21 protein-coding genes and 1 pseudogene are annotated in these 22,739 nt (G+C 65.4%); 12 read left to right on the forward strand and 10 right to left on the reverse strand.

The genetic code is table 11. The annotated features are described in order from the left end of the window. Positions 1-448 (reverse strand): annotated as a pseudogene (locus I6F24_RS11485) (hypothetical protein); the annotation flags it as partial. Between the two features lie 37 nt (positions 449-485). Further along, positions 486-1,778, reverse strand: a complete 1,293-nt coding sequence (locus I6F24_RS11490; RefSeq protein WP_036022070.1) for an adenylosuccinate synthase — start codon at positions 1,776-1,778, stop codon at positions 486-488. Between the two features lie 422 nt (positions 1,779-2,200). Here I6F24_RS11490 and I6F24_RS11495 point away from each other — a divergent pair, with 422 nt between their 5' ends. Next, positions 2,201-3,133, forward strand: coding sequence for a DMT family transporter (locus tag I6F24_RS11495; RefSeq protein ID WP_035998893.1), 933 nt, complete (start codon positions 2,201-2,203; stop codon positions 3,131-3,133). A gap of 194 nt (positions 3,134-3,327) precedes the next feature. On the opposite strand, the gene I6F24_RS11500 is transcribed toward I6F24_RS11495, so the two are convergent. Next, positions 3,328-3,729, reverse strand: coding sequence for a DUF1330 domain-containing protein (locus I6F24_RS11500; protein WP_036022067.1), 402 nt, complete (start codon positions 3,727-3,729; stop codon positions 3,328-3,330). Between the two features lie 92 nt (positions 3,730-3,821). Between I6F24_RS11500 and I6F24_RS11505 the strand changes: the two genes are divergently transcribed. Together I6F24_RS11505 and I6F24_RS11510 are read left to right on the forward strand one after the other, a co-directional pair. After that, complete coding sequence (locus I6F24_RS11505; RefSeq protein WP_036022066.1) at positions 3,822-4,757, forward strand: DMT family transporter; 936 nt, start codon at positions 3,822-3,824, stop codon at positions 4,755-4,757. Positions 4,758-4,854: 97 nt separating this feature from the next. Next, entirely contained in the window at positions 4,855-5,832 is a 978-nt protein-coding gene (locus I6F24_RS11510; RefSeq protein ID WP_035998887.1) for a tripartite tricarboxylate transporter substrate binding protein, read from the forward strand. A gap of 120 nt (positions 5,833-5,952) precedes the next feature. Here I6F24_RS11510 and I6F24_RS11515 read toward each other — a convergent pair whose 3' ends face one another. Further along, positions 5,953-7,638, reverse strand: coding sequence for a methyl-accepting chemotaxis protein (locus tag I6F24_RS11515; protein ID WP_035998883.1), 1,686 nt, complete (start codon positions 7,636-7,638; stop codon positions 5,953-5,955). Positions 7,639-7,892: 254 nt separating this feature from the next. On the opposite strand from I6F24_RS11515, the gene I6F24_RS11520 reads away from it, so the two are divergent. From I6F24_RS11520 to I6F24_RS11540, 5 genes are all read left to right on the forward strand, one after another. Beyond that, a complete protein-coding gene (locus I6F24_RS11520; RefSeq protein ID WP_036022064.1) occupies positions 7,893-8,936 on the forward strand; it encodes a C-terminal binding protein in 1,044 nt (347 codons plus the stop codon). An 85-nt stretch (positions 8,937-9,021) separates the two neighbouring features. After that, on the forward strand, positions 9,022-10,362 hold the full coding sequence (locus I6F24_RS11525; protein WP_225149212.1) for an extracellular solute-binding protein: 1,341 nt from the start codon (positions 9,022-9,024) through the stop codon (positions 10,360-10,362). A gap of 141 nt (positions 10,363-10,503) precedes the next feature. Continuing rightward, positions 10,504-11,460: a sugar ABC transporter permease gene (locus tag I6F24_RS11530; RefSeq protein ID WP_225149213.1), complete on the forward strand. Its 957-nt coding sequence runs from the start codon at positions 10,504-10,506 to the stop codon at positions 11,458-11,460. 49 nt (positions 11,461-11,509) lie between these two features. Further along, on the forward strand, positions 11,510-12,352 hold the full coding sequence (locus tag I6F24_RS11535; protein WP_225149391.1) for a carbohydrate ABC transporter permease: 843 nt from the start codon (positions 11,510-11,512) through the stop codon (positions 12,350-12,352). 141 nt (positions 12,353-12,493) lie between these two features. Then, positions 12,494-13,849, forward strand: coding sequence for an esterase-like activity of phytase family protein (locus I6F24_RS11540; protein ID WP_225149214.1), 1,356 nt, complete (start codon positions 12,494-12,496; stop codon positions 13,847-13,849). A gap of 60 nt (positions 13,850-13,909) precedes the next feature. Here I6F24_RS11540 and I6F24_RS11545 read toward each other — a convergent pair whose 3' ends face one another. From I6F24_RS11545 to I6F24_RS11570, 6 genes are all read right to left on the reverse strand, one after another. Beyond that, entirely contained in the window at positions 13,910-14,737 is an 828-nt protein-coding gene (locus tag I6F24_RS11545; RefSeq protein ID WP_225149215.1) for an energy transducer TonB, read from the reverse strand. Next, the gene (gene exbD, locus I6F24_RS11550) at positions 14,737-15,177 is read right to left on the reverse strand and encodes a TonB system transport protein ExbD (RefSeq protein ID WP_225149216.1); all 441 of its coding nucleotides are present in this window, start codon (positions 15,175-15,177) and stop codon (positions 14,737-14,739) included. Before exbD ends, I6F24_RS11545 begins: the two co-directional genes overlap by 1 nt. A gap of 2 nt (positions 15,178-15,179) precedes the next feature. After that, on the reverse strand, positions 15,180-15,956 hold the full coding sequence (gene exbB, locus I6F24_RS11555; RefSeq protein ID WP_128264129.1) for a tonB-system energizer ExbB: 777 nt from the start codon (positions 15,954-15,956) through the stop codon (positions 15,180-15,182). Between the two features lie 23 nt (positions 15,957-15,979). Next, positions 15,980-16,495: a heme utilization cystosolic carrier protein HutX gene (hutX, locus tag I6F24_RS11560; protein ID WP_035998840.1), complete on the reverse strand. Its 516-nt coding sequence runs from the start codon at positions 16,493-16,495 to the stop codon at positions 15,980-15,982. A gap of 24 nt (positions 16,496-16,519) precedes the next feature. Continuing rightward, the gene (locus I6F24_RS11565) at positions 16,520-16,855 is read right to left on the reverse strand and encodes an antibiotic biosynthesis monooxygenase (protein WP_035998838.1); all 336 of its coding nucleotides are present in this window, start codon (positions 16,853-16,855) and stop codon (positions 16,520-16,522) included. Positions 16,856-16,981: 126 nt separating this feature from the next. Continuing rightward, positions 16,982-19,375: a TonB-dependent hemoglobin/transferrin/lactoferrin family receptor gene (locus I6F24_RS11570; protein WP_225149217.1), complete on the reverse strand. Its 2,394-nt coding sequence runs from the start codon at positions 19,373-19,375 to the stop codon at positions 16,982-16,984. Positions 19,376-19,637: 262 nt separating this feature from the next. On the opposite strand from I6F24_RS11570, the gene I6F24_RS11575 reads away from it, so the two are divergent. Genes I6F24_RS11575 through I6F24_RS11590 form a run of 4 tightly spaced genes read left to right on the forward strand, consistent with a single transcriptional unit; the run spans position 19,638 to position 22,691 of the window. Continuing rightward, positions 19,638-19,844: a hemin uptake protein HemP gene (locus I6F24_RS11575; protein ID WP_036022033.1), complete on the forward strand. Its 207-nt coding sequence runs from the start codon at positions 19,638-19,640 to the stop codon at positions 19,842-19,844. A gap of 5 nt (positions 19,845-19,849) precedes the next feature. Further along, entirely contained in the window at positions 19,850-20,800 is a 951-nt protein-coding gene (locus I6F24_RS11580; RefSeq protein WP_225149218.1) for a hemin ABC transporter substrate-binding protein, read from the forward strand. Further along, positions 20,797-21,882, forward strand: a complete 1,086-nt coding sequence (locus tag I6F24_RS11585; RefSeq protein ID WP_225149219.1) for an iron ABC transporter permease — start codon at positions 20,797-20,799, stop codon at positions 21,880-21,882. Before I6F24_RS11580 ends, I6F24_RS11585 begins: the two co-directional genes overlap by 4 nt. After that, entirely contained in the window at positions 21,879-22,691 is an 813-nt protein-coding gene (locus I6F24_RS11590) for a heme ABC transporter ATP-binding protein (protein WP_225149220.1), read from the forward strand. Before I6F24_RS11585 ends, I6F24_RS11590 begins: the two co-directional genes overlap by 4 nt. Positions 22,692-22,739 lie beyond the last annotated feature (48 nt).

Raw genomic sequence — 22,739 nt, forward strand, 5'->3', positions numbered from 1 at the left:
GGCCAGGTGGGCGCGGGGCGTCGAAACGGGGCGCGCGCGGCGGCCGCGGGGCCTCGCCTTGATCATCGACGTTGAAGGACGGGCGGTCGGCGCGCGGCGGCGTCGGGGCCGGACGCGTGCGCGGCGGCACTGCTGCCGGGTTGGCCTCGGTGGCACGGGTGCTGGCGCGGCGGAAGGCATCGCCACTCGAGCCGGAGCGGGCGGCGCCACCGGGACGCGAGGCCTCGCGGGCCCGCTGGGCGGCCTCCGATTCGACCTTGCGGACGGCCTCCTCCAGCGACAACCGTTCCCGGGTGATCTCGGATTCGGAGAGCGGCGGCTGCACGCTGCGCAGCTGCGCGATCAGGGCCGTGCGCGCCCGTTCATAGAGCGCGCGACGGCTTTCGCCGGGAGCGTTGGGGTCCAGGGCGGCAATAGCGCGGGCGATCAGCGGATAGTAATCAGCCATTTCTACTCAACTATACGCGCGTCCCGGTAAGATATCGTTAAGCCTCAAACGGATTTTGCACCAGGATAGTATCTTCGCGTTCCGGGCTGGTGGAAAGCAGCGCGACCGGACATCCCACCAATTCCTCGATCCGCCGGACATATTTGATGGCCTGCGCCGGCAGGTCGGCCCAGGACCGCGCATTGGCGGTCGGCTCCTTCCAGCCCTCGATGGTCTCGTAGATCGGCTCGACCCGGCTTTGCGCGCCCTCGCCGGCCGGGAAATGGTCGATCTCCTTGCCGTCGAGCCTGTAGCCGGTGCAGACCTCGATCGAATCGAAGCCGTCGAGGATGTCGAGCTTGGTCAGCGCCAGGCCATTGATGCCGCAGGTCCGGACCGCCTGGCGGACCAGCACGGCGTCGAACCAGCCGCAGCGGCGCGGACGGCCGGTATTGGTGCCGAACTCGCGGCCGCGCTCGCCGATCTTGCGGCCGATCTCGTTGTCCTGCTCGGTCGGGAACGGGCCCTGGCCGACGCGGGTCGTGTAGGCCTTGCACAGGCCGAGCACGTAGCCGACCGCGCCCGGCCCGAGGCCGGCGCCGGTCGCGGCCTGCGCCGCCACCGTGTTGGACGAGGTGACGTAGGGATAGGTGCCGTGGTCGACGTCGAGCAGCGCGCCTTGCGCGCCCTCGAACAACATGCGCTTGCCGGCGCGCCGCTCGATATCGAGCAGCCGCCAGACCGTCTCGGCATAGGGCAGGAGCTGCGGCGCCATCGCCATCAGCTCCTTCAGGATCACCGCGCTGTCGAATTCCGGCAGGTTGAGGCCGCGGCGCAGCGCGTTGTGGTGCGCCAGCAGGCGGTCGATCTTGTGCGGCAGCGTCTGATGATCGGCCAGATCCATCAGGCGGATGGCACGGCGGCCGACCTTGTCTTCATAGGCCGGCCCGATGCCGCGGCGGGTGGTGCCGATCGCAGTCGCGGCGCTGGCGGATTCGCGGTGCGCGTCGAGCTCGCGGTGCAGCGGCAGGATCAACGTGACGTTTTCCGCGACACGCAGGTTGTCGGGGCCGACATCGACGCCCTGCGACCTGAGCCTGGCGACCTCGTCGAGGAAGGCGGCGGGGTCGAACACGACGCCGTTGCCGATCACCGACAGCTTGCCCTCGCGCAGCACGCCGGAGGGCAGCAGCGCGAGCTTGTAGGTCTTGCCGTTGATCACCAGCGTATGGCCGGCGTTGTGGCCGCCCTGGAAGCGGACGACGATATCCGCCTGCTCCGACAACCAATCGACGATCTTGCCCTTCCCTTCGTCGCCCCACTGGGCGCCGACGACGACAACATTGGCCATTCGCGGGTAATCCTGTTCAATCTGTCTCTAGAAGGCATGATCCTCGCGGAAAACCGGTGCCCACTCTTCCGGGATCACGCCTGCGCCCAGCCCAATCGGCAGCCGGAGCCGCCCGCACGCAAGGCAGCCAACCGGATAAAGGAAGCAGCCCTTCTAGGCAAGCAAGAACGGGGCTTTTTCGGGGTCCAACGTCCGGTCCAAGCCCTTGATATCCGCGGAAAATCCCGAACCCTGGCAGGCCGGCGCAACAGCTTCGACCAAAGCGGGAGAGGCCGCCTTCGCCGCCAGCATGGTCGCGATGCGCCCGTCGGCGTTGATGCAACCTCGATTTCCGTGTCTTTGGACCTGCCGGGTGATCAGCCGGCCCGGACCTCGCCGGGCCGGAGGGCTCGGCGTACTCGACGCGGGGCCCAACCGTCACAATGTCCGCCACCGGCCAGACCACGCCCGCGGAAACATCCGGCCACAGCTGGATCGCCAACCAGCCTTACCTGCTGCTCAGCATCACCGCGCTGTGCTGGGCCGGCAACGCCATCGTCGGTAGGCTCGCTGCCGGCCACATTCCGCCGGTGACGCTGTCGTTCCTGCGCTGGTTCTTCGCCTTCCTGCTGGTGCTGCCGTTCGCCTTCAAGCACCTCGTGCAGGACTGGCCGGCGATCCGCGGCAAGCTCGGCCTGATGGTCACGCTCTCGGTCACCGGCATCGGCGCCTTCAACACGCTGCAATATTGGGCGCTGGAGCACACCCAGGCGCTCAACACGCTGCTGCTGCAGTCGGCCGCGCCGCTGCTGGTGGCGTTGTGGTCGCTGGTCATCCTCGGCATTCGTCTCACCGCCGCGCAGGCCTTCGGCGTGCTGCTGTCGATGTGCGGCGTGCTGACCATCCTGCTGCACGGCGATTTCACCACGCTGTCGAGCATCGACTTCAACAAGGGCGACCTGATCTTCCTGCTCGCGCTCCTGATCTTCGCGCTCTATTCGGTGCTGTCACTGAGGCGGCCGCCGATGCACGGCCTCTCGTTCCTCGCCTTCACCTTCGGCTGCGGCGCCGCCTGTCTCATTCCGCTGGAGATCTGGGAACTGTCCGCTCGCCCGGTGATGAAGCTCGACGGGCCGAACCTCCTGACGCTGTTCTACGTCGCCGTCTTTCCCTCGACGCTCGCCTATCTCTGCTTCAATCGCGGCGTGCGCCTGATCGGCGCCAACCGCGCCGCACCGTTCTTCCACGTCGTGCCGGTGTTCGGCTCGATCATGGCGATGGCGTTTCTGGGCGAGCACCCGCAGGCGTTCCACTTCATCGGTTTCGCATTGGTGCTGGCGGGCGTGTTCGCGGCGTCGCGAAAGCAGGCAAGTTAGGCGGCTTCATCGAAGCGCTCGCTGCACTTCCCTTCTCCCCTTGTGGGAGAAGGTGGCGCGAAGCGCCGGATGAGGGGTTCTCTCCGCGCATTCAATTGGGAGTGGACTCGCGGAGAGAGACCCCTCACCCGTCTCGCCGCTACGCGGCGAGCCACCCTCTCCCACAAGGGGAGAGGGGAAAAGTGCACGCGCTGCTACTTCGTCTTGAACTTGCTGTACGCCTCGCTCGTCGCAATGATCACGTGCTCGGCGCAGCCGTTGACGCGATGCGGATCGGCTTCGCGCTCGTAGGCTTGCGAGGTCATCATGTCGAGAAAGGCCGAGACGGACGGGTAATGGACCAGCGCGACGAAGTCCCAATCGTTGCCCGCGTGCGGACCGAGTGCGACCGCCTTGCCTTCACCGGTCCAGAGCAGCGTGCCGCCGCGCGCCTTGATCATCGGCACCGTGATCGCGCTGTAGCGCAAGTATGCGTCCCAGCCCGACCCGTCGCCATCGAGCGAGCGCGCGTGGAAGCGCATCAGGTTCAGCATCACCACCGGCGCATTCGGATCGAGCCGCTCCAGGCCCTCGATGTTCAACATATTGACCGCCAATGGCACCTCCTTAGGGCTCGGCTGCATTGTAGCATTGCGGCGCTGTGACTTGTGCCATCGCGGCAATCGGGCGCAAGTTGTATCCAACGCCCATGACGACCGCTTCGCCCGCGCCACCGGCCGCCAATCCGGCCAGCTGGCTCAACAACCAGCCTTATCTGCTGCTCAGCCTTAGCTCGCTGTTCTGGGCCGGCAACATCGTGCTCGCGCGCCATGTCGGGGCGCATGTGCCGCCGCTGACGATCACCACGATCCGCTGGTTCGGCGTGTTCCTGATCCTGTTGCCGTTCGCCTGGCCGCATCTGAAGCGCGACTGGCCTGCGTTGCGCAAGAGCATGCCCCTGATGCTGTTCCTGTCGCTGGTCGGCTTTGCCTTCAACAACGCGATCTCGTACTGGGCGCTGCAATACACCGAGGCGCTGAATGCGCTGCTGATCCAGTCGGCGGGTCCGCTGTTCGTGGCGCTGTGGTCGCTGGTGCTGTTCGGCGTGCGGCTGACCGGCGCGCAGCTCGGCGGCATCGCGATCTCGCTGCTCGGCGTGCTGATCATCATCCTGCGCGGCGACCTCGCGGCGCTGGCAAGCATCAGCTTCAACAGAGGCGACATCATGTTCGCCTCCTCGCTGGTGGCGTTCGGGCTCTACTCGGCCTTCATCCCGCGCCGGCCGAAGATCCACCAGCTCTCCTTCCTGTCCTTCACCACCTGCTGCGGCGCGACGATGCTGCTGCCGACGGCAATCTGGGAGGCGGCGAGCGGCCGCGTGTTGCAATTCGACGCGACCACGCTGGCGACACTGGGCTACATCCTGATCTTCCCCTCCACACTCGCCTATCTCTTCTTCAACCGCGGCGTGGCGCTGATCGGGCCGAACCGGGCGGCGCCGTTCTTCCATTTGGTGCCGGTGTTCGGCTCGGCGCTGGCGATCGTGCTGCTGGGCGAGAAGCTCCAGCCGTTCCACCTGATCGGTTACGCCCTGGTGCTCGCCGGAGTCGTGCTTGCATCGCGGCGGGGCTCGGCGATGACATAATTCCGCGCGACGGACGCGGTCACGACCTATAGCCATCTTCCGATTCCCCTTTGGACAAGCTAGGTTCCCCGCCAACCAAAAAGAGGGAACGACCGACATGATTTCAGGGCTGATTCGAAACCTGCGGACCGTCGCCGCGGCCGCGCTATGCCTCACGGCAGCATCCACCGCTCACGCCGACACCTATCCCAGCCGCAACATCACGCTGGTGCTGCCCTTCGCGGCCGGCAGCGGCACCGACACCACGACGCGGCTGATTTCGCAGCATCTGTCGCAGGCGCTCGGCGTTCCCATCGTGATCGAGAACAAGGCGGGGGCCAACGGTATGCTTGCCGCGACCTATGTCGCGAAGGCTGCTCCCGACGGCTACACGCTGCTGGTGACGACCAACACGACGCATTCGGCCAATCCCTATCTGCTCAAGAGCCTCACTTACGATCCGGTCAAGGATTTCACCCCGATTGCCCGCACCGGCGATCTGCCCTTCATGCTGGTCATCAATCCCGAGGTGCCGGCCAAGACGGTCGGAGAGCTGGTGGCCTATGGCAAGGCCAATCCGGGCAAGCTGAGCTACGCCTCGGGCTCGTCGGCGGCGATCGTATCGGGCGCGACCTTCGCGCACAATGCCGGGCTCGACCTGCTGCACGTGCCCTACAAGAGCTCGCCGCCGGCGCTCAACGACGTCATGGGCGGCCGCGTGTCGATGATGTTCGTCGACATCCTGACCGGCCTGCCCCATGTCAACGGCAACGCGCTGCGCGCGCTCGCCGTCACCACCAAGAACCGCACGCCGCTGGTGCCACACCTGCCCTCGATGCAGGAGGCCGGCGTGCCGGACTTCGACATCACGTCCTGGCAGGGCTATTTCGGCCCGGCCGGCATGCCGAAGGAGATCGTGACCCGGCTCAACACCGAGATCCGCAAGATCATCGAGAACCCGGAGATCAAGGCCAAGCTCGCCACGCTCGGCATGGACGCTTTTTCCGGCACGCCGGAGCAGCTCGGCACCTTCGTGAACGAGCAGCTGGTGCTGTGGGAGAAGCTGATCGCCAACGCGAAGATCGAGAAGCAGTAGAACGGTCTCGTAGGGTGGGCAAAGCGCAGCGTGCCCACGAAGAGTCGCACCGTACTCAAAAAGAAAAGGTGGGCACGACGCTTCGCGTCTTTGCCCACCCTACGAATTCAGCGTAAGAATTTACGCCGCGCGGACCTTGGCGAGGAAGCCATCGACGGCATCGCGCAGCGCGCCGGACTGGGTGTCCAGCTCGCGGGCGTTGGTGAGCACATCGCTGGCCGCGCTGCCGGTCGCTTCGGCGGCCGAGGTGACGCTGCCGATATGGGCGTTGATCTCGCTCGAGCCGGCCGCGACCGACTGGATGTTGCGGGCGATCTCGCGCGTCGCCTCGCCCTGCTGCTCGATCGATGCGGAAATGCCGGCTGTGATCTCGCTCATCTCGGCGATCGTCTGGGTGATGCCGGAGATGGCCGACACCGCATCGCTGGTCGAGGTCTGCATCGCCGCGACCTGGGCGGAGATCTCCTCGGTCGCCTTCGCGGTCTGGTTGGCGAGCGCCTTGACCTCGGAGGCGACCACGGCGAAGCCGCGGCCGGACTCGCCGGCACGCGCCGCCTCGATGGTGGCGTTGAGCGCGAGCAGGTTGGTCTGCGCCGCGATCGAGTGAATGAGCTTGACCACCTCGCCGATCTTCTCGGCACCGGTGGAGAGCTCCTGCACCGTGGCGTTGGTGCGCTCGGCATCGCTGACGGCACGGCTCGCAACTTCAGTCGAGCGCGTCACCTGGCGGGAGATTTCCGCAACCGAGCTCGACAGCTCTTCGGCGGCGGCCGCAACGGTGCCAACATTGCCGGACGCCTTCTGCGAGGCGGCACCGACGGTCGCCGCGCGCGAGGAGGCATCGCTGGCGGTCGCGGTCATCGATTGCGCCGTGGTCTGCATGCCGGCTGCGGCCGAGGAGACCGAGCGGACGATGCCGTTGACGCTGCGCTCGAAATCGTTGGCGATCTCCTCCATGGCGCTGCGGCGATCCGCCGCGGCGCGTTCCTTGGCGTCCGCGTCGGTCTTCTCGAGGTCGCGGATGCGGATCGCGTTGTCCTTGAAGATCTGCACGGTCGATGCCATCGCGCCGATCTCGTCGCCACGACCGACGCCGGGGATGTCGCCTTCGAGCTTGCCGTCGGCCAGCTCCCGCATCCGGGTGCCGAGCAGCCCGAGCGGAGCACTGATGCTGCGGCCGATCATCCAGGCGACGCTGCCGGCAACGATGACGATGCCGAGCACCGCCAGGCCGAGCAGCCAGTAGACCGGACCCATCTTGGCGTCGATGTCATCCAGATAGGCGCCGGTGCCGAGATACATATCGAAGCCGGGGACCGCGACCGCGTAACCGATCTTGCGGATCGGCGTTTCCTGGCCGGGCTTCATATATTCATAGTGAAGCAGGATCTCGCCGTTGGCCTTGACGCCGTTCATCAATTCCAGCGACAGCTTGCGGCCGTTGGTCACGACGTCCATTCGGTTGGTGCCGATCACCTTCGGATCGGGCGCAAGCTGGGTGAGACCGTCATAGGACGTGCCGAACAGGTAGCCGGCACCCTTGTCATAGGTCATCGCGTTGCCGTAGCGGCGAAGCTCGGCCATAGCGGCGTCCTTCGTCATTTCGCCGGCATCGACGCGCTTCTTCAACGCGGCGGCATAGTTGCGCGCCAGCTCGACGATCGCCTTGGCCTGGTCGATGCGCGCATTCACCATCTCGCGCTTCATCAGATAGCCAGCGAGAACTCCGGAGATGCAGAGGCCGAACAGCGTGACTCCAACGAGAATGCCAAGCTTCGGGGCGATCTTCAGATTGCTCAACTTCACGGGGTTAGCTCCGGCAATATTGGGGTACGGGCGCATGACGAGATCGATCAAATTCGAATCAAGTCTTAGTGGCGGAGCCCTTAGCAAGTTACTTACGCACCTCCGTAGAAGCCCGGGGCTTGCACGGAAAAACGGAAATAGACCTCACCCGCAACAACCGTGAATTGTACGCACTTGCCCGAATTTCGCGTAAAAGACGCAAAGGCCCGCTCGTCGAGGCGGACCACGACAAGAAACCAAATCGGGAGCAGAGAATGCCGAAATACAGGGTGGTGACGCCGAAGGGTGCGAGCTTCACGGTCGCCGGCAGCGATTATTCCTATGAGCGCGAGGCGCTCGATCCGATCGATGCCGAGATCGTCGAGGCGCCCGCCGACGAGGCCGGGTTCATCGCCGCCGCGAAGAACGCCGACGCGATCTACGCCAAGGGCATCCCGATCACCAAGACCATCATCGACGCGCTCGAGAGCTGCAAGGTGATCACGCTCGGCTCGGTCGGCGTCGACAGTGTCGACGTCAAGGCCGCCACGGCCCGCGGCATTCCGGTCACCAACATTCCCGACACCTTCATCGAGGAGGTCGCCGACCACGCCATGATGCTGCTGCTCGCCGGCTTCCGCCGCCTGGTCGAGCAGGACCGCATGGTGCGCGACGGCCGCTGGGCCGAGGGCCGGCCGGCGCTGCTGAAAATCCCGAGGCTGATGGGCCAGACGCTTGGCTTCATCTCGTTCGGCCGGGTTGCGCGTGCGGTCGCGAAACGCGCCGCGCCTTTCGGCCTGCGAATGATGGCCTACGATCCCTTCATCCAGGAAACGCTGATGTACGAACACGGCGTGATCCCGGCGACGCTGAACGAGGTGCTGTCGCAATCCGACTTCGTCTCGATGCATGCCCCGGCGCGGCCCGAGGTGCACCACATGCTGACTGAGAAGCACTTCCGACAGATGAAGAAAGGCTCGATCTTCATCAACACCGGCCGCGGTGCCACCGTGGACGAGGAGAGCCTGATCAAGGCGCTGCAGGAGGGCTGGATCGCGCACGCCGCCCTCGACGTGCTGGAAAAGGAGCCGCCCTCGCACAACAATCCCCTGCTCGGCATGGAGAACGTGACCCTGACCGCCCATGTCGCCTCGGCCTCGGCACGGTTCGACGAGGCGCGCAAGCGCCGGGTGGGCTACGAATTGTCACTGGTGCTCCAGGGCATGTGGCCGGTAAGCTGCGTCAATCCGTCGGTGCTGCAGAACACCGCGCTCCGCCGCTGGCAGCCCGTCAGCATGGACCGCGGGCCGAACAGCTAGGCGGGCGGCGCGAAGGCGCCAAGGACCAAACGGCCCCTTCACCGGCGATCAACGCCGGGAAGGGAGACATCATAGGGAGGTACTGATGAGGAACGACATCACACGTCGTGATGCCTTGGCGCTGGGCCTGTCCGCTGCAACGCTCGCGGCCACCGGTGCTGCAGCGCAAACGTCCGCTATCAAGGCTGCCGACGTCCCGGCACCCAAGCGCGAGATCGAAAAGGGCGCGTCCTTGCGCATGCTGCGCCCGGTGCGCTTCGTCCAGGCGGACGAGGACGTGTTCCGCGCCAATGCGGCAAAGTTCACCAAGGACACCGGGGTCGAGGTCAAGGTCGACTTCGTCGGCTGGGAGGACATCAACCAGCAGACCGCGGTGACCTCGAATTCCGGCGCCGGCCCCGACATCATCATCGGCTTCTCCGACGCGCCTCACATCTACATCGACAAGCTGATCGAGCTCACCGACGTCGCCGACTATCTCGGCAAGAAGTACGGCGGCTGGCTGCCGCTGGCGCAACGCTACGGCAAGAAGAACAAGAGCGAGTCCTGGATCGGACTGCCGTTCGGCGCCACCGCAGGTCCCCTGATCTACCGCAAGTCGGTCCTGCAATCGGTCGGCTTCGACAAGGTTCCGGAAGATCATGCCGGCGTGCTCGACCTCTGCCGCAAGCTGCAAAAGGCCGGCAAGCCGGCCGGCTTCGCACTCGGCAACGCCAAGGGCGACGGCAACGGCTTCGCCAACTGGGCGCTGTGGTCGCACAACGCCTCGCTGCTCGACGAGGAGGGCAACGTCACCATCAACAGCAAGGAGACGATCGCCGCACTCAACTGGGTCAAGGAGCTGTATCCGACCTTCATCGCCGGCACGCCGTCCTGGAATGACGTCAGCAACAACCGCGCCTATTCCTCGCAGGAGATCGCGCTGACGGCCAACGGCGTCTCACTGTACTTCTCGCTGAAGAACGACCCGGCCACCAAGTCCATCGCCGAGGACAGCGAGCATCAGCTGCTGCCCAAGGGCCTCGCCAAGGTCTCGCCGATGGCGGGCCTGACATTGAACGCCATGGTGTTCAAGCACAGCCCGTACCCCAATGCCGCCAAGGCCTTCCTGCAGTACATGCTGGAGAAGGACCAATACGAGCCGTGGCTCAATGCCAATTCCGGCTATTGGTCGCAGCCGCTGGCCGCCTATGCCGAGGCCGCCGTGTGGTCGCAGGATCCGAAGGTGAGCCTGTTCAAGAACACGATGCAAAGCACTTACTATGACGGCTACAAGGGGCCGATCTCGACGGCCACAGGCGCAGTCAGCGCCGATTACGTGCTAATCCAAATGTGCGCGTCCGTTGCCACCGGCGCCGCCACGCCGGAGGCCGCGGCCGCCGAAGCCGAGCAGCGCTGCAAGCGCTACTTCCGGCGACAGCGGTAGAGCGACGACGACAGAGCCGCCGTCATTGCGAGGAGCACTTGCGACGACGCAATCCAGACGATCACTGCGGAGACAGACTGGATTGCTTCGCTTCGCTCGCAATGACGGTGTCGTGACACTTCAGACGGGACAAACCAATCTATGTCCGTGACCACCCTCTCCTCCCACGCACTGGCGCAGCGCCAGCCGAACTGGATCGTGCGGCTGTTCGACTACAAGCCGTTCCTGATCGCGATGTGCCTTGCGCCCGCGCTCGGGCTGCTCACAGTGTTCCTGACCTATCCGCTCGGCCTCGGCGTCTGGCTCGCCTTCACCGACACCACGATCGGCCGGCGCGGCATCTTCGTCGGGCTCGAGAATTTCCAGTACCTGCTCACCGATCCCTTGTGGTGGAACGCGGTCTTCTACAGCGTGTTCTACACGGCCGTGGCGACCTTCGGGAAATTCGCGCTCGGCTTCTGGCTCGCCCTGCTGCTCAACAACCATTTCCCGTTCAAGAGCCTGCTGCGCGCCATCGTGCTGCTGCCCTGGATCGTGCCGACGGTGCTCTCTGCGCTGGCGTTCTGGTGGATCTACGATCCGCAGTTCTCGATCATCTCCTACCTCCTGGTCGACGTGTTGCATTGGCGCGACAGCAATATCGACTTCCTCGGCTCGCCCTGGCCGGCGCGCTTTTCGCTGATCGCCGCCAACATCTGGCGCGGCATTCCCTTCGTCGCGATCTCGCTGCTGGCGGGCTTGCAGACCATCTCGCCCTCGCTCTACGAGGCCGCGATGCTGGACGGCGCCAGCGCCTGGCAGCGCTTCCGCTACATCACCTTCCCGATGATGCTGCCGATCCTTGCCATCGTCATGACGTTCTCGATCATCTTCACCTTCACCGACTTCCAGCTGGTCTACGCCATCACCCGCGGCGGTCCGGTGAACTCGACCCACCTCTTGGCGACGCTGGCGTTCCAGCGCGGCATCGCCGGCGGCGAGCTCGGCGAAGGCGCGGCGATCGCGGTGTCGATGATCCCGTTCCTGGTGTTCGCGACACTGTTCTCCTATTTCGGCCTGGCGCGCCGCAAATGGCAGCAGGGAGAGGCCAATGACTGACACCGCAGCGCAATCGACCGTCGCCGACGCAAAAGCCCCGCCCGACACCATGGCCTGGGATTCCGGGCTTCGGCGGCTGATGATGATCTACCTGCCGCTCGGCTGCTTCGTGCTGATCCTGCTGTTCCCGTTCTATTGGATGGCGATCACCTCGTTCAAGCCGAACGCGGAGCTGATGAATTACCGCGACAACAACCCGTTCTGGATCTCCTCGCCGACGCTGGCGCACATCAAGCACCTGTTGTTCAACACCTCCTATCCGCAATGGCTGAAGACGACGATGCTGGTCGCGATCGGGTCGACCACGCTGTCGCTGATCGCGTCGACGCTGGCGGCCTACGCGATCGAGCGCCTGCGCTTCCGCGGCAGTCCCTATGTGGGGCTCGGCATCTATCTCGCTTATCTGGTACCGCCGTCGATCCTGTTCATTCCGCTCGCGACCGTCGTGGTGCAGTTCGGCCTGTTCGATTCGCCGCTGGCCCTGATCCTGGTCTATCCGACCTTCCTGGTGCCGTTCTGCACCTGGCTCCTGATCGGCTATTTCAAGTCGATCCCCTACGAGCTCGAGGAGTGTGCGCTGGTCGACGGCGCCACGCGGCTGCAGATCCTGCGCCGGATCACGCTGCCGCTCGCCGTGCCCGGGCTGATCTCGGCCGGCATCTTCTCCTTCACGCTGTCCTGGAACGAGTTCATCTACGCGCTCGCCTTCATCCAGAGCGGCGCCAACAAGACCGTGCCGGTCGCGATCCTGACCGAGCTCGTCACCGGCGACGTCTATCAATGGGGTGCGCTGATGGCGGGATCGCTGCTCGGCTCGCTCCCGGTCGCGATCTTCTACTCGCTGTTCGTGGATTACTACGTCTCTTCGCTGACGGGTGCGGTGAAGGAGTAGCCCCGCTCTCTCGTCCCCCTCTCCCCGTTCTCACGGTCTGCAGGCGGGGAGAGGCGAAGAGCGCTGCGGCCTTTGGCCCGGCTTCACAATACTGCAACATGCGATCCGCATAAGCGTTGCGTCCGCCAACAGGAGACGCACATGCGCGCGACTTTTCTTTGCACCGTCGCCACGATCATCCTCACCGCGAGCACAGCGCTCGCGCAGAGCGAGGGCGAATTCCCCGCCAAGCTCGCCGGCCACGCGGTGATGCCGGCCGAAACCTTCATCGAGGCGCCGGCTGATGCGCCCGCCGATCTCAAGGCGGCGGGCAAGTATACCACCGGCAAGCGGGTCGACGCGCTTGGCACCGTCATGGGCAAGTCCTTTGAGCGCTCGACCGGCGTGTCGCTGCCGTTCAAGGGCCAGCCGCTGCAGGGCCATTCCGGCATCAAGACCCTGCCCGACGGCACGTTCTGGGTCCTCACCGACAACGGCATGGGCGCGCGCGCCAACTCGCCGGATTCGATGCTGTACCTCAACCGCTACAAGATGGATTGGGCCGGCGGCAAGATCGAGCGGCTGGACTCCATCTTCCTGCACGATCCCGATAAGAAGGTGCCCTTCCGCATCGTGCACGAGGACACCCAGAAGCGCTATCTCACCGGCTCCGATTTCGACACCGAAGGTTTCCAGATCATCGGCGACACCTTCTGGGTCGGCGACGAGTTCGGCCCCTATGTCCTGAAGGCGGACAAGTCAGGCAAAATCCTCGGCGTGTTCGATACGGTCGCCGACGGCAAGCCGGTGCGCTCGCCCGACAATTGGGCGGTGGGGACGCCGGCCGCGCCGGGCGCGACCTATACCAACGTCAATCTCCGCCGCTCCCGGGGCTATGAGGGCTTCGCCGCGTCGAAGGACGGCAAGTTCCTCTACGGCCTGCTCGAGGGACCGCTGTGGGATGCCGACAAGAAGGACTGGGAGAAGGTCGACGGCAAGGAAGCCTCGCGCATCCTCGAATTCGACGTCACTGCTGAGAAATTCACCGGCCGCTACTGGCACTATGTGTTCGAGCAGAACGGCAACGCCATCGGCGACTTCAACATGATCGACCAGGCTTCCGGCCTCGTCATCGAGCGCGACAATGGCGAGGGCACCGCCGACAAGGCCTGCCCGCAAGGCCAACGCGGCGAAAACTGCTTCCCCGACCTCGCCAAGTTCAAGCGCGTCTACAAGATCGAGCTGACCGACGCCAATGTCGGCAAGCCCGTGCGCAAGATCGGCTACATCGACCTCATGAAGATCAGGGATCCCGACAAGAAGGCGCGGAAGCCGCTCAATGATGGCGTCTACACCTTCCCGTTCTTCACCATCGAGAACGTCGATCGCGTCGACGACACCCACATCATCGTCGGCAACGACAACAACCTGCCGTTCTCCTCCAGCCGCGATCCCAACAAGGCCGACGACAACGAGTTCGTGCTGCTCGAGGTCGCGGATTTCCTGAAGGCGAAGTGAGGCGAGGCTCGCTCTCTCTCCCTCCCGCTTTTCCGCGGGAGGGAGAGTCATTGCCCATGGCTACTTCCCGAAAATCACCGGGACGTTGATGGGTATGGTTGCATAACTGATCTCGGCCGGCACCGGCGGGAATGGTTGGGCCTGGCGCACCATGGCCATCGCCTGGGCATCGAGCGCTGCGACGCCCGAGGAGCCGCCGAGGCGGCTGGACAATACCTGACCGTTACGGCCGAGCGTGAAGCTCACCTTGACCACGCCCCTCTGGCCATTCGCGCTCGTCGGATACTGGTGGAAGCGCATGAGATGCGCGCGGACGCGCTGATAATAGGTCGCCATGGTCGATGCCAACGAGCCTGCACTCACCGCGGAGGCCAGTGGCGCCTGCCGCTCCGCGCGCGGCGGTGCGCTGGTGCGCGGCGCCGGAAGGGCATCCGACGGCTTCCGGGCGTCGAGGCGGACCGCCTTGGGCTTCGCCGGGGCGGGCTTCTCCACGGGTGTAACTTTCGCAGGCTCGGGCTCCGACGGGCTCGGCTTGAGGCTCTGTTCCGGTGGAGCCACCACATCCGGCTGCTCCTGCGGCGGTGTCGGCGGAATCATTTCCTCGACAGCCTGCTGCTGCACCGGCTCGGGCGGTGACGCATCCGCCTGCTGCATCATCGGTCCCGGCGCGATGTCCAGCGGCGTCGACTGCGGTGCCGAAGTCTCCGGCGTCATGTCGATCAGGATGGCCGGCATGTTGACGCCCTCGTCCGGCACCTGCTTCAGCCAACTCGTTGCAAGCAACGCGGCGCCGAGATGCAACGCCACGATCATCGCCGCCGAGGCCCCCCAGCGCGCACCCTCCCGCTCGTCGACCGGCTGGTGCAGGGCAAAGGCGTTCGCTGCCATCAGCTGCGTCCGTCGAGCCCGACGAGGGCGACCTTGAGATAGCCGGCGTTGCGCAGGGTGTTCATCACCTCCATCAGGTCGCCATAGGAAACGGCCTTGTCGGCGCGCAGATAGATGCGCTCGTCCTTGCGGCCCCTGGTGGCCGCATCGAGCGAGGTGCTGAGCCCGTCGCGAGCGACGATATCCTCACCCACGGCGATCGAAAGATCCGGCTTGACGGTAACGAAGACCGGCTTGTCGGGCCGCGGTGCCGGCTCGGCGGCGGTCGCCGGGAGATTGACGCCGATGTCGACGGTGGCGAGCGGTGCGGCCACCATGAAGATGATCAGTAGCACCAGCATCACGTCGATGAACGGCGTGACGTTGATCTCGTGGGTGACGTCGAAATCGCTCGTCTCGCCGCGCGAGCCGAGCTTCGATGTTCCGAGCTTGACGGCCATGGCTACTCCGCTGCCCGCGCCAGACGGAAATGGCCGTGGTCGCGCTGGCGGCTCACCAGCAGCATGAGCTGCGCCGAGGCGTCGCCGAGCAAAGCGCGGTAATTGGCAATGCCGCGGACGAGGTGATTGTAGATCACCACCGCCGGAATCGCGGCGACGAGACCGAGCGCGGTCGCGAGCAACGCTTCGGCAATGCCGGGCGCGACCACCGCCAGACTGGTGGTGTGGCTCTCGGAGATGCCGATGAAGGAATTCATGATGCCCCAGACGGTGCCGAACAGACCGACGAACGGCGCGATGGCGCCGATGGTCGCGAGCACGCCGGTGCCGCGCGCGATCTGCCTGGACATCGCCGCCTCGACCCGCTCCAGCCGCAACGCGACGCGCTCCTGCAGGCCGTCGTCGAGAATGCCGCCGGAGAGCTCGGCCTCCCTGGCGCAGGACTGAATCAGCTGCGCGACTGCGTCGCGGGCGTCGCCGGTCCGCGCGGATGCCTCGGCCAGCGTCATGTTGCCTTCGAGGGTGCGCGTCCGCTGCAAGGCGAGCGAGCCCTTGCGACGCAGCTCGATGGTCTTGGCGAGCCAGACCGTCCATGTCGCCAGCGAGGCAACGGCAAGCCCGACCATCACGACCTTCACGACGATGTCGGCACCGAGGAACATGCCCCAGGGCGACAGATTGCGCGGCAACAGCGCCGCGTCGATCGCAAAGGCCGGCGCCGGCACGAGCGCCAGTGCGATTGTGAGGATCACGTGCCCTAGCGTGGAATTGCTCTGCATCCTGATCTCCCGACAAATGGAAGTCACGCCGAAAGCTTCGCCGCGATCCGGTCCGCGAGCCGCCGGAACCGCGCCAGCTGATCCGCCCGCAGCGCCCTCGTCTCGTCGCGGCCGACGAAGACCTTGAACATGATGCCGCCGTCGGCGTTCACGAAGGCGACGAAGGCCGAGGACTTGCCCATGAAGGGCCGCTCGACGAAGGCAATTCCCGCGCAGCGCTCGTGGCGGAGATGGCCGTGCAGGCCCTTTGGCTGCATCAGGTTGAAATAGCCGCGGCCGATCTCGCCCGCGGGAATGGTCCCGGTGAACTCGAAGATCGCATCATCGGTGTGGACGATCAGCGTGACCTCGCCCCATTCCGCGATGTCCTGCATGGCGGCGGCAAAATGTTCGCCGCTCCCGATGCGCACCATTGACGGCGGCAACGCCTCGATCACCGCGCGCGGCGTGGCGCTGCGCTCGCGCGCGACGTCCTCGATCACGGCACCCGGATTGTCCGCCATATGCGCCTTGAGGTCGGCGAGATCGGTGCTCAGCATATCTGGCTCCTCAACCCCGGCGCCTCAAGCGGCCGCGCTCGCCTTGCGCTCGGTCATGATGACCTCGAAACCTTCGAACTTGGGGTGACCGAGATAGAGGCTCTCGCCGGTCTTGTTGTCGGCGCGCGCATGAGCGCGGCGGAATTCCTCCGAGCGCGTCCAGGCCTCGAAAGCCGCCTTGTCGACCCACACGGTATGCGAGGAATACAGCGTGTGGTCCTCGGCGACCGGCCCCTTGAGCAGATGGAATTCGACGAACCCCGCCATGCTGCCGAGATAGGACTCACGGGTCCGCCAGACGGTTTCGAACGCGGCTTCCGAGCCGGGCTTCACCTGGAAGCGATTCATGGCGATGAACATTCGACTTTTCTCCTGTGACTTGTAGATCGGCAATTGCCGACCGGATATTTCAGAACGGGTCGAAAGCCACGCTGACGCATCAGCGTGGCTTTCGAGATCAGCAAGGCATAACCTGCGGTGTCTTCCTCAGGTGCCGCCAAAGTGGTATTTGAGACCTCCCTTGATCACGAGCCCAGCGCCGGCGCTCGCCCACTTCACGTCGTTTTGCGTGTCGCCCGTGCTACCGACCGGAATGGCGTACGGACGATAGTAGCGGTTGAAGAGGTTCTCGACGGAGAAGTTGAGCGTGAGATCGGGCGTCGGGTGATACTGCGCGTAAAGATTGACGAGATCGTACGACGTCGCGGGCGTGTAGGTCCTGGGGATGTCGTAGTTGGCGATTGCCGACGTCCACATCATCGAAAGGATGAGGGTGCGGTCGAGCAGACGCACGCCGGCCGTCGTCGTGATCTTCTGCGGCGGAATGCTGTAGAGGCCGAAGCCGGTCTGCAGATTCTTTCCGCTCTGATAGGTCCCGGAGAGGCCGAAGAACCACAGGTTCGCGTCATACATCGCCTCGGCCTCGACGCCTTGTATGAGCGCGGACGCCACGTTCTGATACTGCAGGAACGGGAGCACCGTGATCGACGGCGCCGGTGGCGGCCCGGTCGGGACCACGAGCGGGTTTCCGTAAGCGACCTGATCGATGAAGTCGCTGATGTCGTTGCGGAACACGTTGATCTTGCCGCGCAGCGTGTCGCCCGCCGTGAACAGATCGTTCTTCTTGATATTGAAACCGATCTCCTTGTTCTTGCCGACCTCGGGGCGCAGGTTTGGATTGGGCACGAAGCAGAAGGTCGAGTCCGCGCCCGGTCCCGGCGTGCCCGACGGACAGCGGAAGAACGAGTCGTTGACCGTCGCGCCGGCATGTGGCCCGCTCACCAGCGTCTCCGTGATCGAGGGCGCCCGATAGCCTTCCGCGTAGCTGGCATAGGGGGTCACGACCGCGGTCGGAACGAGAGCAACGGTGATCTTCGGCGAGAGGCGATCGCCGCCCGACGACGAGGATGCCGAGGAAAGCTGATAATTGTCGTAACGGAGCGCACCGATCACCTCGAGCATCGAAGTGTAGTTCGCCCGCCACTGCACGAAGCCGCCAGACACCGTGCGCTGGCCGCCGGGCGTCGTCACTTCGGCGGTACCGGTCCTATCCTGCGTAGATACTTTATCCTGAAAGGCGTCCAGGCCGTATGTCACCGCGTGGCGCCAGCTTCCAGTGTCGAACCGCGTCGTATTGTGCACGTCGATGCCGATTGTATCGAGCAGATATCCGCGGTTGCTCCCGATGCACCCCGAAACGGCATTGCCCGGCACGCCACCGCAATACACTGACGGCGTCGTGGTGGTGTGCCTGGTCTTAGTCTGGTCGTTCTCGGTGCGATTCCAGTAGATCTTCGCATCCCAGTCGAACCACTGATCATCCGGCTGCGAATATTTCCAGCCGAGCGTCGTGGTGTAATTCTTCACGTTGGAGGCGTAGATCGACGTGCCGTTCAGATTGTTCGTGCCGTTCGCATTGGTCGAATTGGGATCGCCGGCGCGTCGCGGCGGCTGGCCCAGGCTGTAGATGTCTTCCTGAAAGATGGCGCCGAGCTTGACCTCGTGGCCGTCCGCCGGCCGCACCGTCAGCTTGGCGATGCCGCTGCTGAGCCGATTGCCGGTATTGGCGACCTCGAAGCCGGTGCCGTCCTTGTAGCTCTCCTGCGTCGAATAGGTGCCGCCTGCGAACACGTCGACATTCGGATTGACGTGCACGCCGCCGAAGGCCGAGCCGAGTGCGCGACCATAATTGCTGCCAAGGATAGTCTTGACATCGACGCCCCAGCGCTCGCCCACGCGGACGACATCCTCGATGTCCTTGGTGCGGAACGAGGCCACGCCACCGATCGCGCCGGAGCCGTAGATGTTCGCGGTCGGGCCGCGCACGATGTCGATGCCGCTGATCAGCTCCGGATTGAGGAAGAAGGAGCCGTTGGCGAAGTGGCCTGTGCGCTGATAGTTCTGCCGCGCGCCATCGACGACGACAGCAACGCGGCCGAAATCCTGCAGGCCGCGAATGTTGATCGAGGTCGACGGCTCGTCGCCGCGATTCTGAACCCATACGCCCGGCACATTATAGATGAGGTCACCAACCGTGCTGGCCTGACGTCCCTCGATCTGCGCCGAGGTCACGACGCTGACCGGTGCCAGCGCATCCACGGCACGCTCCTCGGTCTTCGTTGCCGCGACCGTAATCGCATCGAGCGTTTGCACCGGCGCTGCGCCGCCGGCCTGGGCGCGGGCGTTCATCACCTCCGGCGCGGCCTGCTGCGCAACTTGCGGCGCCGGCTTACGCTTGGCCTGCTTCGGCCTGTCCGACGACGCGTTTTCGCTCTGCGGCGATGCGGTCTGCGCGAGACTGCCCTCCGCCGTCATTGCCGCAATTGAAACCACCGACGCGCCCAAAATCAGGGCGCGCGAATACCTAGCCCCGTCAGCCATATCAGCCCCAGCCTGCACTTCACTTTAGTTTTTGATGTCGTCTGGCTGGCGCGCGCTCGCAACGCGAGCGACTGGCTGGCTGATTGTCTCAAGAGGCGGGCGAGTTCCCCGCTGTGAGAAATCGTTACGTGGCAACACTCTGACGGTCAATGACATCGGGTTACAGTTTATATCGATTGTAAACTGCGATGGTTGGAATGCGCTTGGCGCCACCTGTACAAACGGGCGGTACTCCAGCTTTCGAAAGCGCATCACACCGACAATGTCAGCCACATCAGGAGACAGCAGCGGCAGCGCGGCAGGACCGGCACAAAGCCCTTCTGCGGCAACCCGAACTCTCACCATGCGCGGCAGCCGGATCGACAGTCGCGAGCTGTTTGCCGCCGAGCGCGAGATCATCATTGCGCATGGCGAGGACAGCTATCGTCTCCGCCTGACCTCGCAGAACAAGCTGATTCTGACGAAGTAACTGCAATGACATGTTGCCGCACCCTCACCCGTCTCCTGCTCTCCGGCGGACTCGCGTTCGCGTCTGCTGCGCACGCCGCGGGCATCACCGTGCATGACGCGCGCAATCGCGACGTCACTGTTACCGATTTTGCCCGCACGGTGTCGATCGGCGGCGCCATCACCGAGATCCTCTATGCGCTGGGATTGGAAAGCCGGCTGGTCGGCGTCGACACGACGAGCCTCTATCCGGCGGCGGCACTGCAAGACAAGCCGAATGTCGGCTACGTGCGCCAGATCTCGGCCGAAGGCGTGCTCGGTCTCAACCCGACGCTGATCCTGGCGATCCAGGGCTCGGGCCCGCGCGAGACCATGGACATCCTGGAGACGGCGAAGGTGCCGCTGGTGCTGGTGCCCGAGACCTTTTCCGAGGAAGGCCTGATCGAGAAGATCAAGCTGGTCGGCCACGCCATGGGCGTCGATGCGCGTGCCGAATGTCTCAGCGCCGCGGTCGGCGCCGATCTTGCACAGCTCCGTGCCCTGCGCGCCAAGGTGACGAAGCCGGTGCGGGTGATGTTCGTGATGTCGCTCCAGAACGGGCGGGCGATGGTGGCGGGCCACAAGACCGCGGCGGATGAGATCATCCAGCTCGCGGGCGCGGCCAACGCGGTCGAGGATTACGATGGTTACAAGGTCATCAGCGACGAGGCGATCGTGGCCGCAAAGCCCGATGTCGTGCTGTCGATCGAGCGCGGCAAGGATTCGCTGCAGGCCGATGCAGTCTACACGCACCCCGGCTTTGCGCTGACGCCGGTCGCGGCCAACAAGAGCTTCATCAGCATGGATGGGCTTTATCTGCTCGGCTTCGGGCCGCGCACCGCGGCAGCGGCGCGCGATCTCTCAGTCAAGCTCTATCCGGCCTTGGCCGAGGGCGGCGCGTTCGCGTCGGCGCTGTCGACGGCGAATTGCCGGCAATGAGCGTGGCCGCCGGGATCGAAACACGGAGCCCGCGACACAGCGCGGGACGGCGAGCAGCATCGTTCGCGATTCCCCTTCTGCTCGTGGTGCTCCTGGTCACCGCGATCGCCGCCCTGACGGTCGGCGCCGCCGGCATCCCGCTCTCCCGGCTGCCAGCCGCGCTGGGCTTGGCCGGCGAAAGCGCGGCCATGACGGCCCGCGACCAGCTCGTGCTGTGGTCGATCCGCATTCCCCGGATCGCGGCGGCGGCGATGATCGGCGGCCTGCTTGCCGCGGCCGGCGCGATCATGCAGGGGCTGTTTCGCAACCCGCTCGCCGATCCCGCCCTGGTCGGCGTCTCCAGTGGCGGCGCGCTCGCAGCCGCGAGCGCGATCGTCTTCACCGATTCCCGCTTCGGCGAGGCGCTGCGCTTTCTCCAGACCGAGCTGTTGCCCCTCGCGGCCTTCGCGGGTTCGCTGGCGACCACCACAATCCTCTACGGCATCTCCAGCCGCTCGGGACGCACCTCGATCGCGATCTTCCTGCTCGCCGGCGTCGCCATCACCGCGATCGCCAATGCGGGCATCGGCCTTCTGGTATTCATCGCCGATGACCGTCAGCTGCGCGACATCACGTTCTGGATGCTGGGCTCGATGAGCGGCGCGACCTGGACCAAGGCCGCCGTGCTCGCGCCGGTGCTCATTGCCGGACTCGCAGGCTGCGCCTTCATCGCGCGCGGCCTCGACCTGCTGGTGCTCGGCGAGGCCGACGCCTTTCACGGCGGCGTCGACGTCGAGCGCCTGAAGCGGATCTCGATCGTGATGGTCTCGGCCATGACCGGCGTCGCGGTGTCGATCAGCGGCGTGATCGGCTTCGTCGGCATCGTCGTGCCGCATCTGCTCCGTCTCGTGATCGGCCCGGCGCATCGCCTGCTGCTGCCGGCCTCGGTGCTATCAGGCGCGATCCTGATGGTCGGGGCCGACACGCTGGCGCGGACCATCGTGGCGCCCGCGGAGATGCCGATCGGCATCCTGACGGCGGCCGTCGGCGCACCCGTCTTTCTCTTCATCCTGCTGCGGCAGCGCGGGCTCGCCGCGCTATGACCGCAGTGCTCGATGCACGACACCTAGGCAAGCGCGCCGGTCGCGCGACATTGCTTGACGGCGTCAGCCTGACGGTTGCGGCCGGCGAGATGATCGCCATCATCGGCCCGAACGGCGCCGGCAAGTCGACGCTGCTGCGGCTGCTCTCCGGCGATCTCCGCCCGAGCGCCGGCGAGGTGCGGCTCAAGCAGCGCGACATCGACAGCTTCGCGCCGCGCGAGCTCGCCGCGCACCGTGCAATGCTGTCTCAGCACATCAATGTCACCTTTCCCTTCACCGTCGAGGAGATCGTGCTGATGGGCGCGGGCGAGCGCAGCTTGCGCGAGGCCGGCCCGCTCGTCGACTCCGCGCTGGACGAGGTGGGCCTGTCGCATTTCCGCGAGCGGCAATTGCCGACCCTGTCGGGCGGCGAGCAGCAGCGGGCTCATTTCGCCCGCGTGCTGGTGCAGCTCGCCTGCGGCGAAGCCAAGCACGGCCCCGGGCTCTTGCTGCTGGACGAGCCGACCTCGAGCCTCGATCTGCGCCACCAGATCGACCTCGTCGAGGCGGCCCGCCGCCGCGCGGCTGCCGGCACCGCCGTGATCGCGATCCTGCACGATCTCAACCTCGCGATCCGCTTTGCCGACCGCCTGGTCGTGCTGGCCGGCGGCAGGCTCGCCGCGGACGGTCCGCGCGCCGAGGTCGTCACGCGGGAGAGGATCCGGGATATTTTCGAGATCGACGCGGACGTGCATCAGGTTGACGGCGTGCCGTATGTGCTGCCGCAGTCGATGCGGGCTGCGGGGCAAGCTGAACTGCCGCCACGGTGAAGGTGCGCTCCCTCGCCCCGTTCTTACGGGGAGAGGGGTGGGGTGAGG

The sequence above is a fragment of the Bradyrhizobium sp. BRP23 genome, assembly GCF_020194135.1.
Classification (GTDB): domain Bacteria; phylum Pseudomonadota; class Alphaproteobacteria; order Rhizobiales; family Xanthobacteraceae; genus Bradyrhizobium; species Bradyrhizobium yuanmingense.

What these genes read in the sequence shown, in the direction of transcription:
- I6F24_RS11490 (WP_036022070.1), bottom strand. Translation starts at nt 1,778, where the DNA reads ATGGCCAATGTTGTCGTCGTCGGCGCCCAGTGGGGCGACGAAGGGAAG.
- I6F24_RS11495 (WP_035998893.1), top strand. Translation starts at nt 2,201, where the DNA reads ATGTCCGCCACCGGCCAGACCACGCCCGCGGAAACATCCGGCCACAGC.
- I6F24_RS11505 (WP_036022066.1), top strand. Translation starts at nt 3,822, where the DNA reads ATGACGACCGCTTCGCCCGCGCCACCGGCCGCCAATCCGGCCAGCTGG.
- I6F24_RS11510 (WP_035998887.1), top strand. Translation starts at nt 4,855, where the DNA reads ATGATTTCAGGGCTGATTCGAAACCTGCGGACCGTCGCCGCGGCCGCG.
- I6F24_RS11520 (WP_036022064.1), top strand. Translation starts at nt 7,893, where the DNA reads ATGCCGAAATACAGGGTGGTGACGCCGAAGGGTGCGAGCTTCACGGTC.
- I6F24_RS11525 (WP_225149212.1), top strand. Translation starts at nt 9,022, where the DNA reads ATGAGGAACGACATCACACGTCGTGATGCCTTGGCGCTGGGCCTGTCC.
- I6F24_RS11530 (WP_225149213.1), top strand. Translation starts at nt 10,504, where the DNA reads ATGTCCGTGACCACCCTCTCCTCCCACGCACTGGCGCAGCGCCAGCCG.
- I6F24_RS11535 (WP_225149391.1), top strand. Translation starts at nt 11,510, where the DNA reads ATGGCCTGGGATTCCGGGCTTCGGCGGCTGATGATGATCTACCTGCCG.
- I6F24_RS11540 (WP_225149214.1), top strand. Translation starts at nt 12,494, where the DNA reads ATGCGCGCGACTTTTCTTTGCACCGTCGCCACGATCATCCTCACCGCG.
- I6F24_RS11545 (WP_225149215.1), bottom strand. Translation starts at nt 14,737, where the DNA reads ATGGCAGCGAACGCCTTTGCCCTGCACCAGCCGGTCGACGAGCGGGAG.
- exbD (WP_225149216.1), bottom strand. Translation starts at nt 15,177, where the DNA reads ATGGCCGTCAAGCTCGGAACATCGAAGCTCGGCTCGCGCGGCGAGACG.
- exbB (WP_128264129.1), bottom strand. Translation starts at nt 15,956, where the DNA reads ATGCAGAGCAATTCCACGCTAGGGCACGTGATCCTCACAATCGCACTG.
- hutX (WP_035998840.1), bottom strand. Translation starts at nt 16,495, where the DNA reads ATGCTGAGCACCGATCTCGCCGACCTCAAGGCGCATATGGCGGACAAT.
- I6F24_RS11565 (WP_035998838.1), bottom strand. Translation starts at nt 16,855, where the DNA reads ATGTTCATCGCCATGAATCGCTTCCAGGTGAAGCCCGGCTCGGAAGCC.
- I6F24_RS11570 (WP_225149217.1), bottom strand. Translation starts at nt 19,375, where the DNA reads ATGGCTGACGGGGCTAGGTATTCGCGCGCCCTGATTTTGGGCGCGTCG.
- I6F24_RS11575 (WP_036022033.1), top strand. Translation starts at nt 19,638, where the DNA reads ATGTCAGCCACATCAGGAGACAGCAGCGGCAGCGCGGCAGGACCGGCA.
- I6F24_RS11580 (WP_225149218.1), top strand. Translation starts at nt 19,850, where the DNA reads ATGACATGTTGCCGCACCCTCACCCGTCTCCTGCTCTCCGGCGGACTC.
- I6F24_RS11585 (WP_225149219.1), top strand. Translation starts at nt 20,797, where the DNA reads ATGAGCGTGGCCGCCGGGATCGAAACACGGAGCCCGCGACACAGCGCG.
- I6F24_RS11590 (WP_225149220.1), top strand. Translation starts at nt 21,879, where the DNA reads ATGACCGCAGTGCTCGATGCACGACACCTAGGCAAGCGCGCCGGTCGC.